General features: G+C 69.0%; 15 protein-coding genes and 2 tRNA genes. 14 read left to right on the plus strand and 3 right to left on the minus strand.

Annotated features, from left to right (window positions below; translation table 11 throughout):
* Positions 1–1067, plus strand: a 1067-nt coding sequence (gene dnaA, locus FHG89_RS28005) for a chromosomal replication initiator protein DnaA (protein ID WP_139587407.1), incomplete at its 5' end; no start/stop codon positions are given.
* Here dnaA and FHG89_RS28010 read toward each other — a convergent pair.
* Complete coding sequence (locus tag FHG89_RS28010) at positions 1051–1248, minus strand: hypothetical protein (RefSeq protein ID WP_139587408.1); 198 nt, start codon at positions 1246–1248, stop codon at positions 1051–1053. The two genes, dnaA and FHG89_RS28010, sit on opposite strands and share 17 nt — an antisense overlap.
* 607 nt (positions 1249–1855) lie before the next feature.
* Here FHG89_RS28010 and dnaN point away from each other — a divergent pair.
* From dnaN to FHG89_RS28030, 4 genes are read left to right on the plus strand one after another with little or no spacing between them, the layout of a single operon-like run.
* Positions 1856–2989, plus strand: coding sequence for a DNA polymerase III subunit beta (gene dnaN / locus FHG89_RS28015; protein ID WP_139587409.1), 1134 nt, complete (start codon positions 1856–1858; stop codon positions 2987–2989).
* A 40-nt stretch (positions 2990–3029) separates the two neighbouring features.
* Entirely contained in the window at positions 3030–3902 is an 873-nt protein-coding gene (gnd, locus tag FHG89_RS28020; protein WP_139587410.1) for a phosphogluconate dehydrogenase (NAD(+)-dependent, decarboxylating), read from the plus strand.
* Between the two features lie 16 nt (positions 3903–3918).
* Positions 3919–5052, plus strand: coding sequence for a DNA replication/repair protein RecF (gene recF, locus FHG89_RS28025; RefSeq protein WP_139587411.1), 1134 nt, complete (start codon positions 3919–3921; stop codon positions 5050–5052).
* Positions 5042–5668, plus strand: a complete 627-nt coding sequence (locus FHG89_RS28030; RefSeq protein WP_139587412.1) for a DciA family protein — start codon at positions 5042–5044, stop codon at positions 5666–5668. Before recF ends, FHG89_RS28030 begins: the two co-directional genes overlap by 11 nt.
* 9 nt (positions 5669–5677) lie before the next feature.
* Here FHG89_RS28030 and FHG89_RS28035 read toward each other — a convergent pair whose 3' ends face one another.
* Positions 5678–5893: a hypothetical protein gene (locus FHG89_RS28035; RefSeq protein WP_139587413.1), complete on the minus strand. Its 216-nt coding sequence runs from the start codon at positions 5891–5893 to the stop codon at positions 5678–5680.
* Positions 5894–5987: 94 nt separating this feature from the next.
* On the opposite strand from FHG89_RS28035, the gene FHG89_RS28040 reads away from it, so the two are divergent.
* A complete protein-coding gene (locus FHG89_RS28040) occupies positions 5988–6479 on the plus strand; it encodes a MarR family winged helix-turn-helix transcriptional regulator (protein WP_139587414.1) in 492 nt (163 codons plus the stop codon).
* Here the strand turns inward: FHG89_RS28040 and FHG89_RS28045 are convergent.
* On the minus strand, positions 6464–7018 hold the full coding sequence (locus tag FHG89_RS28045; RefSeq protein ID WP_139587415.1) for a hypothetical protein: 555 nt from the start codon (positions 7016–7018) through the stop codon (positions 6464–6466). The two genes, FHG89_RS28040 and FHG89_RS28045, sit on opposite strands and share 16 nt — an antisense overlap.
* 524 nt (positions 7019–7542) lie before the next feature.
* Here FHG89_RS28045 and gyrB point away from each other — a divergent pair.
* The 8 genes from gyrB to FHG89_RS28080 all read left to right on the plus strand — a co-directional run bounded on the left by gyrB (position 7543) and on the right by FHG89_RS28080 (position 15944).
* Positions 7543–9489 carry a DNA topoisomerase (ATP-hydrolyzing) subunit B gene (gene gyrB / locus FHG89_RS28050; protein ID WP_139587416.1) on the plus strand — a complete coding sequence of 649 codons (1947 nt, stop codon included), beginning with the start codon at positions 7543–7545 and terminating at the stop codon, positions 9487–9489.
* Positions 9490–9619: 130 nt separating this feature from the next.
* Positions 9620–13402, plus strand: a complete 3783-nt coding sequence (gene gyrA, locus FHG89_RS28055; RefSeq protein ID WP_139587417.1) for an intein-containing DNA gyrase subunit A — start codon at positions 9620–9622, stop codon at positions 13400–13402.
* A 4-nt stretch (positions 13403–13406) separates the two neighbouring features.
* Positions 13407–14303 carry a DUF3566 domain-containing protein gene (locus tag FHG89_RS28060; RefSeq protein ID WP_139587418.1) on the plus strand — a complete coding sequence of 299 codons (897 nt, stop codon included), beginning with the start codon at positions 13407–13409 and terminating at the stop codon, positions 14301–14303.
* Between the two features lie 150 nt (positions 14304–14453).
* Positions 14454–14527 (plus strand) — tRNA-Ile (locus FHG89_RS28065).
* A gap of 42 nt (positions 14528–14569) precedes the next feature.
* Positions 14570–14698: a DLW-39 family protein gene (locus tag FHG89_RS33995; RefSeq protein WP_225854086.1), complete on the plus strand. Its 129-nt coding sequence runs from the start codon at positions 14570–14572 to the stop codon at positions 14696–14698.
* A gap of 42 nt (positions 14699–14740) precedes the next feature.
* A tRNA-Ala gene (locus FHG89_RS28070) sits at positions 14741–14813 on the plus strand.
* Between the two features lie 478 nt (positions 14814–15291).
* Positions 15292–15546, plus strand: coding sequence for a FitA-like ribbon-helix-helix domain-containing protein (locus tag FHG89_RS28075; RefSeq protein WP_139587419.1), 255 nt, complete (start codon positions 15292–15294; stop codon positions 15544–15546).
* The gene (locus tag FHG89_RS28080; protein ID WP_139587420.1) at positions 15528–15944 is read left to right on the plus strand and encodes a type II toxin-antitoxin system VapC family toxin; all 417 of its coding nucleotides are present in this window, start codon (positions 15528–15530) and stop codon (positions 15942–15944) included. Before FHG89_RS28075 ends, FHG89_RS28080 begins: the two co-directional genes overlap by 19 nt.
* Positions 15945–16463: the final 519 nt, after the last annotated feature.

Genomic DNA, 16463 nt, shown 5'->3' on the forward strand with positions numbered 1-16463 from the left:
GGCGGGACGACCGCCGGCTGCCGGGCGCCGACACCGGCGGCAACCGCCTCAACCCGAAGTACATGTTCGAGACGTTCGTCATCGGCTCGTCCAACCGGTTCGCGCACGCGGCGAGCGTCGCGGTGGCCGAGTCGCCGGCGAAGGCGTACAACCCGCTGTTCATCTACGGCAGCTCGGGGCTGGGCAAGACGCACCTGCTGCACGCCATCGGGCACTACGCCACGACGCTCGGCAACGCCCGGTCGGTGCGGTACGTCTCGACCGAGGAGTTCACCAACGACTTCATCAACTCGCTCCGGGACGACAAGACCAGCGCGTTCCAGCGGCGCTACCGGGACGTCGACATCCTCCTGATCGACGACATCCAGTTCCTGGAGAACCGCGAGCGCACCCAGGAGGAGTTCTTCCACACCTTCAACACGCTGCACAACGCCAACAAGCAGATCGTGATCACGTCGGACCGGTCGCCGAAGCAGCTGGCCACGCTGGAGGACCGGCTGCGGACCCGCTTCGAGTGGGGTCTGCTCGCCGACATCCAGCCGCCGGATCTGGAGACGCGGATCGCGATCCTGCAGAAGAAGGCGGCGCAGGAGCGGCTCTACGCCCCACCGGACGTGCTGGAGTTCATCGCGTCGCGGGTGTCGAACTCGATCCGGGAGTTGGAGGGCGCGCTGATCCGGGTGACCGCGTTCGCCAGTCTGACCCGGTCGACGGTCGAGCTGTCGCTGGCCGAGGAGGTCCTTCGGGACTTCATCCCGGACGGCGCCGGCCCGGAGATCACGGCGGACCAGATCATGGTCTCCACGGCGGACTACTTCGGGGTGAGCCTGGAGGACCTGCGGGGCCAGTCCCGCTCCCGGGTGCTGGTCAACGCCCGCCAGGTGGCCATGTATCTGTGTCGGGAGCTGACCGAGCTGTCACTGCCGCGGATCGGGCAGGCGTTCGGTGGCCGGGACCACACCACAGTCATGCACGCGGACCGCAAGATCCGGCAGCAGATGGCGGAGCGGCGTTCGCTCTACAACCAGATCGCCGAGCTGACCAACCGGATCAAACAGAACACCTGAGGGGTACGCCCGCCGCCACGGCGGCGCCATCGCTTCGGGACACGCCCGGCCGGATCTCCGGCCGGGCGTTCTTTTTCGCCGTTCCGGTGGTCGTCCGCTTGACCCTCGACATGGTGCAGACCACAGCATCGAGGCCGTGTCCGCTTCGTTTGCCGCTCGTTGTCCACAGCTCGTTGTCCACCGGCGGTGGATAACTACGGTCCGCTCGTGGCCGGTTACCCACAGGCTGTGGAGAAACCCTGTGTACGACGCTGTGGACGCCTGGGGACAACCATCGCGTTGTCCACCGATGATCATGGCCCTGTGTACGAGCTGTTGAAGGTTCTGGGGATGACGGTCATGGTGATCTTCTCGGCGATCCACAGGCTTGGGGAGAAAGTCGGTGGATTACCGGTGGACAACCGGTGGACAACGGTGGACAACCGGCCGTCCACCCCGGGCTGTGGACACACAAGCCGGTTGTACCCCCGGTTCTCCACAGCTAAATCACCTGTAGATAACCTGTCTGAGCTGCGCGAACGCGGGTTCTCCACAGTTTGCACAGGTGCGATGAAGACGATGGGTTATCTCTTCTAAGAGAACAAAAACCAATCATCACCGTTGGGCTTTCTGTGGATCGTGCCGAACGCTGCTGGAAGCAGACGTCAGCACCGACACGATCCACGGGGTCGGGCGCACAGCCGATGCCCCCGCGCCCTAAGGTGCGATGGGTACCCGCACGGTCGGGCGGGACGGTAGGCAGCGGTCGGCATGAGAGAGTTGTCGCTGACGTCGACGCGGAGGCATTGATGAAGTTCCGAGTGGAGCGCGACGCGCTCGCCGAGGCCGTGGCGTGGACCGCGAAGAGCCTGCCGAACCGGCCATCCGTACCGGTGCTCGCCGGGGTGATGCTGCGCGTCACCGATGGCAACCTGCGGGTCTCCGGCTTCGACTATGAGGTCTCCAGCCAGGTCACCGTCGAGGTGCAGGGTGACGCCGACGGCGCCGCGCTGGTCTCCGGTCGCCTGCTCGCCGAGATCACCAAGGCGCTGCCCGCCAAGCCGGTGGACATCGCTGCGGTCGGCGCGCACCTGGAGCTGGTCTGCGGCAGCGCCCGGTTCACCCTGCCCACCATGCCGGTGGAGGACTACCCGGCACTGCCCGAGATGCCGCAGAGCGCCGGCACGGTCGACGCCGCCGCGTTCGCCACGGCGGTCGCCCAGGTGGCCGTCGCCGCGGGCCGGGACGAGACGCTGCCGATGATGACCGGCGTCCGCGTCGAGTTGTCCGGCGACACGCTGTCGATGCTCGCGACCGATCGCTACCGGCTGGCGCTGCGCGAGATCCAGTGGCGGCCGGACGACCCCGAGGTGAGCATCAACGCCCTGGTGCCGGCCCGCACCCTGAACGACACCGCCAAGGCGCTCGGCCCGCTGGGTGGCGAGGTCACCCTCGCGCTCGCGCAGGGTGCCGCCGGCGAGGGCATGGTCGGCCTGGCCGGCGGCACCCGGCGGACCACCAGCCGGCTGCTGGACGGCGCCAACTACCCGCCGGTGCGCTCACTCTTCCCGGCCACCCACAACGCCGAGGCCCGCGTGCCGGTCAGCACCCTGATCGAGGTGGTCAAGCGGGTCGCGCTGGTCGCCGAGCGGGCCACCCCGGTGCTGCTGAGCTTCAGCGCCGACGGTCTGGTGGTCGAGGCCGGTGGATCCGAGGAGGCGCGGGCCAGCGAGGCGATGGAGGCGACCTTCACCGGGGACCCGCTGACCATCGGCTTCAACCCGCAGTACCTCATCGACGGCCTGGCCAACCTCGGCTCGCAGACCGCCATGCTCTCGTTCGTCGACGCTTTCAAGCCCGCGGTGATCTCACCCGCCGGCGAGGATGGCGAGGTCATTCCGGGGTACCGGTACCTCATCATGCCGATCCGCGTGTCGCGCTGATCGCGTCCAGCAACACCCAGATCCACGGAGGTAGAAACACATGCAGCTCGGCCTGGTAGGACTCGGCCGTATGGGCGGCAACATGCGCGAGCGGTTGCGTTCGGCCGGGCACGAGGTGATCGGCTTCGACCACAACGCGCAGATCAGCGACGCGGCGAGCCTCGCGGAACTGGCGGACAAGCTCGAGTCCCCGCGCGCGGTGTGGGTCATGGTGCCGGCCGGCGTCACCGACGCCACCATCGACGAACTCGCCGCGGTGCTCGGCGAGGGCGACATCATCATCGACGGCGGCAACTCGCGGTTCAGCGACGACGCGCCCCGCGCCGAGCGGCTGAACGAGCGCGGCATCGGCTACATCGACGTGGGCGTCTCCGGTGGTGTCTGGGGCCGGCAGAACGGCTACGGGCTGATGGTCGGCGGTGCCCAGGAGCACGTCGACCGGCTCATGCCGATCTTCAACGCGCTCAAGCCGGAGGGCGAGTTCGGCTTCGTGCACGCCGGGCCGGTCGGCGCCGGGCACTACTCGAAGATGGTGCACAACGGCATCGAGTACGGCCTGATGCACGCCTACGCCGAGGGCTACGAGCTGCTAACCGCCTCCGAGCTGGTGACAAACGTGCCTGGCGTCTTCAAGTCCTGGCGCGAGGGCACGGTCGTGCGTTCCTGGCTGCTCGACCTGCTGGACCGGGCTCTCGACGAGGACCCGGAGCTGGCCGAGCTGAGCGGCTACACCGAGGACACCGGCGAGGGCCGGTGGACGGTCGACGAGGCGGTCCGGTTGGCCGTGCCGCTGAACGTCATCACCGCCTCGCTGTTCGCCCGGTTCGCCTCCCGGCAGGACGACTCACCCGCCATGAAGGCCGTCGCCGCGCTGCGTCAGCAGTTCGGTGGCCACGCCGTCCACAAGCGCTGAGCGGTATCCACACCCTGTGTACGTCCACCGGCTGGAACTGGTCGACTTCCGCTCGTACGAGCGGGTCGCCGTCGACCTTCAGCCGGGGGCGAACGTCCTGATCGGCGCCAACGGCGTCGGCAAGACGAATCTCGTCGAGGCGCTTGGTTACGTGGCGACCCTGGACTCGCACCGGGTCGCCACGGACGCGCCACTGGTCCGGATGGGCGCCGCCTCGGCGGTGATCCGCTGCGCGGTGGTGCACGACGGCCGGGAGCTGCTGGTCGAGCTGGAGATCGTGCCGGGCAGGGCCAACCGCGCCCGGCTGGGCCGTTCCCCGGCGCGACGTGCCAGGGACGTGCTCGGCGCGCTGCGGCTGGTGCTCTTCGCGCCGGAGGACCTGGAGCTGGTCCGGGGTGACCCGGCCGAGCGTCGCCGCTACCTCGACGACCTGCTGGTCAACCGCCAGCCCCGGTACGCGGGCGTGCGGGCCGACTACGAGCGGGTGGTCAAGCAGCGCAACGCCCTGCTGCGTACCGCGTACCTGGCCCGCAAGACGGGCGGGTCGCGCGGCGGTGACCTCGGCACCCTCGCCGTCTGGGACACCCACCTGGCCCAGCACGGCGCGGAGCTGCTCGCCGGCCGGTTGGAGCTGGTCGCCGCGCTCACCCCGCACGTCGCCAAGGCGTACGACGCGGTGGCCGCCGGGCGGGGCGCGGCGAGCATCGCCTACCGCCCCTCGATCGAGCTGGCCGAGCCGACCACCGACCGGGCCGCGCTGGCCGAGGCGCTGACGGCGGCCCTGGCCGCGTCCCGTTCGGCCGAGATCGAGCGGGGCACCACCCTGGTCGGCCCGCACCGCGACGAGTTGGCGCTCACCCTCGGCCCGCTGCCCGCCAAGGGGTACGCCAGCCACGGCGAGTCCTGGTCGTTCGCGCTCGCGCTGCGGCTGGCCGGTTACGACCTGCTGCGCGCCGACGGGATCGAGCCGGTGCTGGTGCTCGACGACGTCTTCGCCGAACTGGACACCGGCCGTCGGGATCGGCTGGCGGAGCTGGTCGGTGGGGCGAGTCAACTGCTGGTGACGTGCGCGGTGGACGACGACGTGCCGGCGGCCCTGCGCGGCACCCGCTACCAGGTCTGCGAGGGGACGGTCCGCCGTGTCGAATGAACCACGCGCCAACCGGGGCGATGCCGGGCGGCCCGGCGACACCACCGGGGCGGGTACGCCGGGAGCGGCGGGCGCCGACGGCGGTGCGCAGCCGGATGCCGCGACCGGCCCGGAGCTGGCCAGGGCGGTACTCGACGCGGCGCTGTCCCGCCGGCAGGCGGCGGCCCGCGCACGGCGTACCCCCGGCGGTGGCTCCGGTGGCGACGGCGCCGGCGGCTCGGGGCGGCGGCTGCGCGGCTATTCCGGTCCGGGCCCCGACCCGCGCGACCCGCAGCCGCTCGGCGCGGTGCTGAACCGGCTGGTGAAGGCGCGCGGCTGGCAGCAGCCCGCGGCCGAGGCCACGGTGTTCGGGGCGTGGGAGCGGGTGGTGGGCGCGGAGGTCGCCCAGCACAGCCGGCCGGTGAAGCTGGAGAACGGCGAGCTGACCGTGGAGGCCCGCTCGACCGCCTGGGCGACGCAGCTGCGGCTGCTGGCCGGTTCGCTGCTCAAGCAGATCGCCAGCGAGGTCGGCCACAACGTGGTGCGCAAGCTGCACATCCACGGCCCGGCCGCGCCGTCGTGGCAGAAGGGGCCGCGGCGGGTGCGGGGCCGTGGGCCGCGCGACACCTACGGCTGAGCGGGCGGGTCAGTTCTGCCGGGCGGCGCGCCGGCGTTCGCGCTGTTCCCGGGTGTAGCGCTTTCGCTCGGCCAGGTCGCGTTTCCAGGCCTCGCGGGCCTCGGCCGAGCCGCCCTGGATCGCTCCCTGCACGCCTTCGGCCGGCCCGGCGAGGTACCGGTACGCCCACCGCAGGAACCGGCCGCCCTCGCCCGGGGAACTCTTGGCCGCGCCGTCCTCGCTCATCTGGGCCTCCACCCTCCCGCCACTTGATTGGCGCACCAACAGTTGGTGTACCAATGATCGGTACGATAGTCATCGTGCGTCAGGAGGGCAACAGATGAGCGAACCACCGGTCGGTGCCGACCCGCTGGCACTGGAACAGCAGGTCTGCTTCGCCCTGTCGGTGGCCGCGCGCAGCGTCGTGGCCGTCTACCGGCCGCTGTTGGAGCCGATGGGCCTGACCCATCCGCAGTACCTGGTCATGCTGGCGCTGTGGCAGCACGCGCCGCTGTCCGGCCGCGACCTCAGCCGCCTCCTGCAACTCGACCCGGGCACCCTGTCACCGCTGCTCAAGCGCCTCGAAGCGGCCGGCTACCTGCGGCGTGAGCGCGACGCCGCCGACGAGCGCAGCCTCGCGGTCACCCTCACCCCCAGCGGAGTGGCACTCCGTGCTCAGGCGCAACGCATCCCGGCCGCGATCGTCCAACGGCTCGGGCTGCCGATCGAGGACCTGCAACAGCTGCACGCCGTCCTCACCCAGGTGATCCTCGCGGCCAACCGTCCCGGCGGCGATCACCCCACCCCGCAGGCCGGTCAGGCGTCCGCGTAGACCGCGAAGCCGCGCTCGGCGCAGCGCCGGTAGAAGGCGGCCAGAACGCCCAACTCGGCGCAGGTGAAGTTCCACTGCGGCGGATCGCCGCTCTCGTCGCGCAACGCGTCGAGTCGGCTCTCCAGCCACCGCAGCTGCTGTTCGGCCAACCGGCCGTCACCGAGCAAGGCCCGCAGCACGACGCTCACCGACTCGAACGTGACGGCGTCGCCGTACTCGCGGTGGCTGGTCACGAAACGCTCGATCCCGCCGGCGATCCACGCGCAGCCGTCCGGGTCGATGACCGGGTCCTCGTCCTCGGCAGCGGCGTCTGTGGCGTACAACACACCTTCGAGGCCGAGCAGGAGATCAACCAGCTCGGTGTAGGCGGTCGCCCGGACGGTGCCGGTCTTCGCGATCAGCTCGGCCAGCGCCGCCGTCGGCGCGGAGATTCGGGGTACGTCGACGATCTCGCCGAAGTCGACGAACTCGGCCGGCGCGACCGGATCGTAGAAGCGGCCGGTCCGCGGCCAGTGCACCGCGACGTTGTCCAGCCCCATCTGTCACCTCTTAAAGAGCACGTGTCGGGTCGATCGGGTCGATCGTCCCGGTTCCGACCGGTAAAGATCAAGGGCGGTTCCGGGGCGCCGCAAACGTACGGCACGGGCGGGCTGGCCGCGACCCCCGACCCGCCCGGGCGCGGGTCAACCCGTCCGGGGGCGGCGCGTGCGATCGGAGCCTGGCGTGTGGGGGGAGTCGTGGGCAGCGGGGTTCTGCCGGCTATGGACATCTCAGCCGCCTCGTTGAGGGTGCCGAGTGGTGGTTCTGTCCTTCGCGCACAGTAGGATTGACGGTGAGACGAAGACCCGGTGCGGAGCGTGCGACGGGGCCGGTGGCCCCAGGATCAATTCTCCACGTCGGGTCGAGCCGATCGCGATCCGCGGGCAACCGCGGCGACCGGCGCGTTCGACCCGCTGTCCGGAAGTCTCCGGCACCGGTCCGCGCGCCGACGTCGCGTCCTGTCCGCCGAACCCGCGCCCGACGCGCCCTATCCGGCGCCGACGACGCGAGAAAGTGGCCGAGGGTGGCAGCGCAGGACAAGCAGGAGTACGGCGCAGAGTCGATCACCGTTCTCGAAGGGCTGGAGGCGGTCCGCAAGCGGCCCGGTATGTACATCGGGTCGACCGGCGAGCGTGGTCTGCACCACCTCGTCTGGGAGGTCGTCGACAATGCGGTGGACGAGGCACTGGCCGGATACTGCGACACCATCGACGTGGTGCTGCTCGCCGACGGCGGCGTCCGGGTCACCGACAACGGCCGTGGTTTCCCCGTCGACCTGCACCCGAAGCTCAAGAAGCCGGGTGTGGAGGTCGCGCTGACCGTGCTGCACGCGGGTGGCAAGTTCGACGGCAAGGCGTACGCGGTCTCCGGCGGTCTGCACGGTGTCGGCGTCTCCGTCGTGAACGCGCTCTCCACCCGGATGGCAGTGGAGATCCACAAGTCCGGCTTCGTGTGGCGACAGCAGTACAACAACTCCAAGCCCGGTCCTCTGGAGAAGGGTGAGACCACCGACCGCAGCGGCTCGGCGGTCTCCTTCTGGCCCGACCCCGACGTCTTCGAGACCGTCGACTTCGACTTCCAGACCATCTACCGGCGACTCCAGGAGATGGCCTTCCTCAACCGCGCGCTGCGCATCCACCTGCTCGACGAGCGGGTGGCCGAGGAGGAGGACGGCCGGCAGCGCGAGGTCACCTTCTTCTACGAGGGCGGCATCGCCGACTTCGTCCGGCACCTCAACGCCTCGAAGAACCCGATCCACAAGACCGTGGTCGAGTTCGGCGCCGAGGAGGAGGGCATGTCGGTCGAGATCGCCATGCAGTGGAACGAGTCGTACGGCGAGTCGGTCTACACCTTCGCCAACACGATCAACACGCACGAGGGCGGCACCCACGAGGAGGGCTTCCGGTCCGCGCTGACCAGCGTGGTCAACCGGTACGGCACCGACAAGAAGCTGCTCAAGGGCGACGAGAAGCTCTCCGGCGAGGACATCCGCGAAGGGCTCGCGGCGATCATCTCGGTCAAGTTGGCCAACCCGCAGTTCGAGGGTCAGACCAAGACCAAGCTGGGCAACACCCCGGTGAAGAGCTTCGTGCAGCGAGTCTGCAACGAGTGGCTGGTCGACTGGTTCGACCGTAACCCGGCCGAGGCCAAGATGATCATCACGAAGGCCTCCCAGGCTGCCCGCGCCCGGATCGCCGCCCAGCAGGCGCGCAAGCTGGCCCGGCGCAAGTCGCTGCTGGAGTCCGGCTCGATGCCGGGCAAGCTGGCCGACTGCCAGTCCACCGACCCGCGCGAGTCCGAGGTGTTCATCGTCGAGGGCGACTCGGCAGGTGGTTCGGCCAAGCAGGGTCGCGACCCGCGCACGCAGGCGATCCTGCCGATCCGCGGCAAGATCCTCAACGTGGAGAAGGCCCGGATCGACCGGGTCCTCAAGAACAACGAGGTCCAGGCGCTGATCACCGCGCTGGGCACCGGCATCCACGACGACTTCGACATGGAGAAGCTGCGCTACCACAAGGTGGTGCTGATGGCCGACGCGGACGTCGACGGCCAGCACATCCAGACGCTGCTGCTCACCCTGCTGTTCCGCTTCATGCGCCCGCTTGTCGAGCTGGGCCACGTCTACCTGGCCGCCCCGCCGCTCTACAAGATCAAGTGGAACAAGAAGGGCGACGACGCGCAGTACGCCTACTCCGACCGCGAGCGGGACGGGCTGATCGCGCTGCGCCAGCAGAAGAAGCCGAACGCCAAGCCGGACGACATCCAGCGGTTCAAGGGCCTCGGCGAGATGAACTATCCCGAGCTGTGGGAGACCACGATGAACCCGGCGACGCGTACCCTGCGTCAGGTCACGCTCGACGACGCGGCAACCGCCGACGAGTTGTTCAGCGTGCTGATGGGTGAGGACGTCGAGGCGCGCCGGTCGTTCATCCAGCGCAACGCCAAGGACGTCCGGTTCCTGGACATCTGACGGACCGTGGTGGATCGGCCGGGCAGCGCCCGGCCGACCCGCTGGTCCACAGAGTTATCCACAGCTTGGCCGGTATCCACAGCCGTTATCCACAGCACGAAAACGACTCTGAGTCTGATAAGGGTATACAGTGACCGATTCTCCCGAGTCCACACCGAACGAGCCCGAGGTCCCCGCCGAGGCCATCGCCGCGGTGGTCGCGCACGACCGGATCGAACCGGTCGGGCTCGAGGTGGAGATGCAGCGCTCCTACCTCGACTACGCGATGAGCGTCATCGTCGGTCGCGCGCTGCCGGACGTCCGGGACGGCCTCAAGCCGGTCCACCGCAAGATCCTCTACGCCATGTTCGACTCCGGCTATCGGCCGGACCGCGGCTACGTGAAGTGCTCCCGCGTCGTCGGCGACGTGATGGGCCAGTTCCACCCGCACGGCGACTCGGCGATCTACGACGCGCTGGTCCGGATGGCCCAGCCCTGGTCGCTGCGCTACCCGCTGGTCGACGGCAACGGCAACTTCGGCTCGCCCGGAAATGATCCGGCTGCGGCCATGAGATACTGCTTGTCCGGAGATGTTCGTATTCGTACCGCTGCGGGTAGCCTGCGGATCGCGGACGTGGTGTCGGACGCCGCACCCTCCAGCGAGACCGACATCGACCTGAAGGTCCGCGACCGCAACGGTGACCTGGTCCGCGCCTCGAAGTTCTTCCACTCCGGCGAGCACCCCACCCTGCGGCTGCGCACCCGCGAGGGGTACGAGCTGACCGGCACCCACAACCACCCGGTGCTCTGCCTGGTGGACGTGGCGGGCGTGCCGACCCTGCTGTGGAAGCTGCTCGCCGAGATCTCCCCCGGTGACCGGGTGGTCCTGCAGCGCAGCGTGCCGGACGAGATCGGCTACCCGATGCTGGAGCACGTCGAGGCCGCGATCGTCGCCGGCGCCTTCGTCAGCGAGGGGTGGGTCTCTCCGGGCCGGGCCGGGTTCAACAACGTCGACCGGGAGTTCTTCGTCCGCGTCCTCGCGGCCTACGACCTCGCCGTCGGTGGGCCTCGCTACGTCAGCGAGCGGGTCATCGCCTCCGGGAGCACGCTGCACGAGCTCGACGTGCAGGAGCTCACCGCGCTGCGGACGAGCCTCCTCGGCGACATGGTGGGCGCGCGCAGCGCCGCGAAGTTCGTTCCCGAGTTCGTCTGGCAGGGGCCGGCCGCGGTCAAGCGGGCGTTCCTCCAGGCGCTGTTCGAGGGTGACGGCTCGTCGTCGCTGCTGCCGCGCAACACCATGCAGATCTCGTACTCGACGCGTAGCGAGCAGCTGGCGGCCGAGGTCCAGCAGTTGCTGCTGGAGTTCGGCGTGATCAGCCGGCAGACCCGCTACGACGACGGCGAGATCAAGGTCGTGGTGACCAACCGCCGCGACGCCCGGATCTTCGCCGCGCACGTCGGGTTCCTCGGTCGTAAGCAGGCCAAGCTGGAGGCCGAGCTGGCCCAGGTGCCGGCGAGCAGTACGGCACTCTCCAGCGACCATGTGCCGCTGGTCGGCGACTTCATCCGTGAGCACGGCGCGACGCGCTGGACCGAGCGGGACTGGTTGCGTCGGCACAACGTGGACCGCATCGAGCGGTGGGAGCGGGACCGCGACGGGATCGCCGCCCGGATCACCAACACCGAGGTGCTCGACGTGGTCGAGCCGCTGGTCGACGGTCGCTTCTACTACGCCGAGGTGGCGCAGATCACGGACGCCGGCGTGCAGCCGGTCTACAGCGTCCGGGTCGACACCGACGACCACTCGTTTGTCTCGGACGGGTTCGTCAGCCACAACACCGAGTGCAAGCTCGACCCCCTCGCCATGGAGATGCTGCGGGACATCGACGAGGACACCGTCGACCTGCAGGACAACTACGACGGCCGGGCCAAGGAGCCCACGATCCTGCCGTCGCGGATCCCCAACCTCCTGGTGAACGGCTCCGAGGGCATCGCGGTGGGCATGGCCACCAAGATCCCCCCGCACAACCTGCGCGAGATCGGCGCGGCGGTGCAGTGGTGCCTGGAGCACCCGGAGGAGGACGAGGAGACCACCCTCGAAGCCCTGCTCGGCATCGTCAAGGGTCCGGACTTCCCGACCCACGGTCTCATCGTCGGCACGACCGCGATCCAGGACGCGTACCGCACGGGTCGCGGCTCGATCCGGATGCGCGCCGTGGTGGAGGTCGAGGAGGATAAGCGGGGCCGGCCCTGCCTGGTCGTCAGCGAGCTGCCCTACCAGGTCAACCCGGACAACCTGGCCGAGCGGATCGCCGAGCTGATCAAGGAGGGCAAGCTCGCCGGGATCGCCGACATCCGCGACGAGTCCTCCGGTCGTACCGGCATGCGGATCGTGCTGGTGCTCAAGCGCGACGCGGTCGCCAAGGTGGTGCTGAACAACCTCTACAAGCACACCCAGCTCCAGGAGACCTTCGGCGCCAACATGCTGGCCCTCGTCGACGGGGTGCCGCGCACGCTCAACCTGGCCCAGTTCATCCGCTACTACGTCGAGCACCAGATCGACGTGATCCGCCGACGGACCGCCTTCCGGCTGCGCAAGGCCGAGGAGCGGGCGCACATCCTGCGCGGTCTGGCCAAGGCGCTGGACGCCCTCGACGAAGTGATCGCGCTGATCCGGCGCTCGCCCACCGTGGACGACGCCCGGCAGGGCCTGATCCGGCTGCTGGAGATCGACGAGATCCAGGCCACCGCGATCCTGGACATGCAGCTGCGCCGCCTCGCGGCCCTGGAGCGGCAGCGGATCGTCGACGACCTCACCAAGCTCGAGATCGAGATCGCCGACCTCAAGGACATCCTGGCCAAGCCGGAGCGGCAGCGCCGGATCGTCTCGGAGGAGCTGGGCGAGATCGTCGCCAAGTGGGGCGACGAGCGGCGTACGCAGATCATTCCGTTCGACGGCGAGGTCTCCATGGAGGACCTCATCGCCCGCGAGGACGTGGTCGTCACGATCACCCGGACCGGGTACGCCAAGCGGACCAAGGTCGATCTCTACCGCTCGCAGCGTCGCGGCGGCAAGGGGGTCAGCGGCGCCACGCTGCGGCAGGACGACATCGTCAGCCACTTCTTCGTCTGCTCAACCCACGACTGGATCCTGTTCTTCACCAACAAGGGGCGGGTGTACCGGGCCAAGGCGTACGAGCTGCCGGAGGCCAGTAGGGTAGCCAAGGGCCAACACGTGGCCAATCTGCTCGCTTTCCTACCCGACGAGCAGATCGCGCAGATCATCGAAATCCCGAACTACCAGGTAGCCCCCTATCTGGTACTGGCCACGAAGAACGGCCTGGTGAAGAAGACGCGGCTCGAGGAGTTCGACTCCAACCGTTCCGGCGGCATCATCGCGATCAACCTGCGCGATGAGGACGAGCTGGTCGGTGCTGCGCTGGTGGCACCGGAGAACGACCTGCTGCTGGTCTCCAAGAAGGCGCAGGCGATCCGGTTCAACGCCTCGGACGAGGCGTTGCGGCCGATGGGCCGCGCCACCTCAGGCGTGATCGGTATGCGGTTCACGGACGACGACGTCCTGCTCGCCATGGAGGTCGTCCGGGAGGGCCTGGACGTTCTGGTGGCGACGAACGGGGGATACGCGAAACGTACCCCCATCGAGGAATACCCGGTGCAGGGCCGGGGAGGTAAGGGCGTGTTGACTGCGAAGATCACCGAACGGCGCGGTGGTCTGGTCGGCGCGGTGGTGATCGACCCGGACGACGAGCTCTTCGCGATCACCAGCAACGGTGGTGTCATCCGGACTCCGGTGAAGCCTGTACGCCGTACGCGTGACCGGAACACAATGGGGGTTAAGCTGATGGACCTCCCGGACGGCGTGACTATCGTGGCGATTGCTCGCAATGCCGACGAGCCTGACGAACAGGACTAGTTGAATGACGGAGACACAGGCGAAGTCGGGGAACACGGGGACCTCGGCCAACCCGGTCGACGAGGAGGCCGCCAAGGGCGGCACACCAGCGACCGGCCGCGCGGCCGTGGGCCGGGCAACGGTCCCCGCCGACGCGCCTGCCCCGAAATTCACCCGGGCTCCCGGTATGACACCTCCGCCGGAGCCCGCCGAGGACGGCGGATCGGGCGACAAGGGTGAGACGGCTGGTGTCGAGGCGCCGACGTCCGCCGCCACGCCCCCGGCAGCGGCGGCGCCGCCGGCCCGCCCGACGACCACACAGCCGATCACCACCCGGCCCGGTCAGGCGACATCCGCCGGGACCACAGGCACCCAGCCCCGGATCACGCCCGGCATGACCCAGCCGGACTCGGGTCGTACCGGCGGTGCCGGTCGGCCGGCCAGCGGCGGTGGGCTGCCCCCGGGCATCGGTAACCCGTCGGCCGTGGGGGCCGCCCGGGTCGGCGACGCGGTACGCGCCGCGCGTACCTCGGTCAGTTCCGCAGCGTCCCGCGGACCGCGGCGGGCCCGGCTGAACCTCAAGCGGATCGACCCCTGGTCCGTGATGAAGTTCGCGTTCGCCGTGTCGGTGGTGCTGTTCATCGTCGTGGTGGTCGCCACGTCGGTGCTCTACCTGGCGCTTGACGCGATGGGCGTGTTCCAGAGCGTCAACGACAGCCTGAGCGACCTGGTCAACGCCGGCGGTGGGCAGAGCACCAGTGGCTTCCAGATCACCGCCAAGGGCGTGATCCTCAGCTCGGCCCTCATCGGCCTGGTCAACGTGGTGCTGTTCACCGCGCTGGCCACGCTGGGAGCGTTCGTCTACAACGTCTGCGCTGACCTGGTCGGCGGGATCGAGCTGACCCTCGCCGAGCGGGACTGAGTGACCGGGACGCCGGGGCACCGCGGAAAGCGGTCGCTCCGGCGTCCCGTACTCGGGTAGGTTTTGCAGGCGGCGACGACCCGGCTCGCAGGTGCGGACCCCGATTTGGGGCTGGCCCGGCAGATGGGTTAATCTTGCTCGTCGTAACGCGGGGCTATAGCTCAGTCGGTTAGAGCGCAGAGCTGATAACTCTGAGGTCGATGGTTCGATTCCATCTAGCCCCACCGCATGTCGTCCGACGGTAGTCGAGCGCGAGGGGTCGCCCCATGTTCAAGAAGCTGCTGATTCTGGCCGGCGTCGTCGGCGTGGCCGCCGTCGTCTACAACAAGGTCAAGGCCTCGAACGACGAGCGCGCCCTGTGGCACGAGGCGACCACCGCGCCCGACCTGCGCTGAGGTTCAGCGGCGAAACGGTTGGCGGCGCCGCAGCCGCCCGACGGGGCCCTAGCTCAACTGGCAGAGCACTGCCTTTGCAAGGCAGGGGTTAGGGGTTCGAGTCCCCTGGGCTCCACCCTTGGATCAGCAGGTCAGCGGCTTGGTCGAGGCGATCATCGACCGGGCCGCTGCTTCGTTTTCCGGCTGTTGTGCAGTCGGATCCTCGGAAGGTCGGCCCGGGCTACCAGCAGCAGCTGTCCCGGTCAGGACGCTGTCGCACCTCGTGCCGGCTCTGGCTCGACAGAAACTCCCCGTCGCCATGGCCGATCGCCATCAGCGTGTCGCTGTTCAGCATCGGATGCAGGCTGTCGATGAGAACTGCCAACCCCGACCTGAAGTCGGCACGCCCGAGCGGCCGGCCGGTGGGCAGTTCCGATACCTCGAGGACGCGCCGCGTCTCTTGACGCTTGGTCAATGAACGGTCACGCCGAGCACGCTGACAAGGCATAACACCCGTGCCCTGGCCGAGGCTTCGGCGAGGCGGCCCCGCGACTCTTCTGATGGCAGTGACAGAAGACCTCGCACCGCACCGACTCTGCATGCATAATGAATGCATGGTTGCTCTCCAGATTCGGGACGTGCCGGAAGAAGTACGGGACGCCCTGGCAGCGCAAGCCAAAGCGCGCGGGCAGTCCCTCCAGGCGTACCTGCTGGAGTTGGTGGAGACGCAGGCCCGACGGCTGCGCAATACGGCAGCCCTCGATCGCTTCGCCGGCCGATCGGACGGTACTCGCTCCCTGCCGGGGGAGAGTGCCGCCGAGTTGAGCGACCAGCGAGAGCAGCGCGGACCGTGGGGAAGCGCCGCGTGATCGTCGTGGATGCGTCGGCCTTGGCCGATGCCCTGGTCGATGACGGACCGGTAGGCGACGCGGCGCGGGCAGAACTGACCGGAGATCCGCACTGGGCCGCGCCAGGCCATCTTCTGGTCGAGGTCATGTCCGTGATCAGAGGCAAGGTCCTCGGGGGGAAGCTCGGCCTTGCCCGTGCTCAGGAGGCGGTCGACACCCTACCCTCGTTGGTCATCGACGAGGTGGGCGTCGCGATGCTGCTTGACCGGATGTGGCAGTTGCGGGGCAATGTCACGGCGTACGACGCGGCTTACGTCGCGGCGGCGGAGTTGATGGCCTGCCCACTCGTGACGGGTGATGGTCGGCTCGCCAAGGCCAGCGGCGTCCGCTGCGAGATCCGACTGCTCGGGGCGTCCTGACGGCACCGCCCGAGGATCATCGGCCTGACGCCCTTGGACCGGCTATCGCGACCGGCAGCGGCTCACCGACGACCGTCATACCGTGGTTCGCATGGTGGTACCTCCGGCCCACCAGCACTTTCCTGGTTGATCTCGGTCCCGGATAAAGCCAAACGGTCACGCCGTCTCCTGGCCAGGAATCCGATCAATGGCTGAGGCAGCCTGACGAGCCCGCGCCGGCAGGACACGGCCGTAGGGGCGATTCGCTGCTGCGCGGCTACGTGGCTTGCCACCGGGTAGCAGTGCACCGGCCAGTGCTGCATGATCAGCGCGTGGGCCAGTTGCCGGGAGATGTCAGGTCGTGTTACCGGTTCTTCGCGTTCTACCTCGCCAATGGCACGCTGTGCCTAGAGGGTCTGCTGCACCGATAGGTGACATCTGAGTTGGCTTGCCCTGGTGGCGGGCTGGAAGGATGTTGCTGTGCCCAAGCCCTACCCCCGTGAGTTCCGCGATGACGTTGTGCGGGTGGCCCGTGATCGT

Source organism: Micromonospora orduensis (genome assembly GCF_006228125.1).
GTDB classification, from domain to species: Bacteria; Actinomycetota; Actinomycetes; order Mycobacteriales; family Micromonosporaceae; genus Micromonospora; species Micromonospora orduensis.

Bases quoted from the DNA above. Each gene is read 5' to 3' on its own strand.
- FHG89_RS28045 (WP_139587415.1), bottom strand. From the start codon at position 7,018: ATGGGGCTGGACAACGTCGCGGTGCACTGGCCGCGGACCGGCCGCTTC.
- FHG89_RS28035 (WP_139587413.1), bottom strand. From the start codon at position 5,893: ATGAGCGAGGACGGCGCGGCCAAGAGTTCCCCGGGCGAGGGCGGCCGG.
- FHG89_RS28060 (WP_139587418.1), top strand. From the start codon at position 13,407: ATGACGGAGACACAGGCGAAGTCGGGGAACACGGGGACCTCGGCCAAC.
- FHG89_RS28040 (WP_139587414.1), top strand. From the start codon at position 5,988: ATGAGCGAACCACCGGTCGGTGCCGACCCGCTGGCACTGGAACAGCAG.
- FHG89_RS33995 (WP_225854086.1), top strand. From the start codon at position 14,570: ATGTTCAAGAAGCTGCTGATTCTGGCCGGCGTCGTCGGCGTGGCCGCC.
- FHG89_RS28075 (WP_139587419.1), top strand. From the start codon at position 15,292: ATGGTTGCTCTCCAGATTCGGGACGTGCCGGAAGAAGTACGGGACGCC.
- gnd (WP_139587410.1), top strand. From the start codon at position 3,030: ATGCAGCTCGGCCTGGTAGGACTCGGCCGTATGGGCGGCAACATGCGC.
- dnaN (WP_139587409.1), top strand. From the start codon at position 1,856: ATGAAGTTCCGAGTGGAGCGCGACGCGCTCGCCGAGGCCGTGGCGTGG.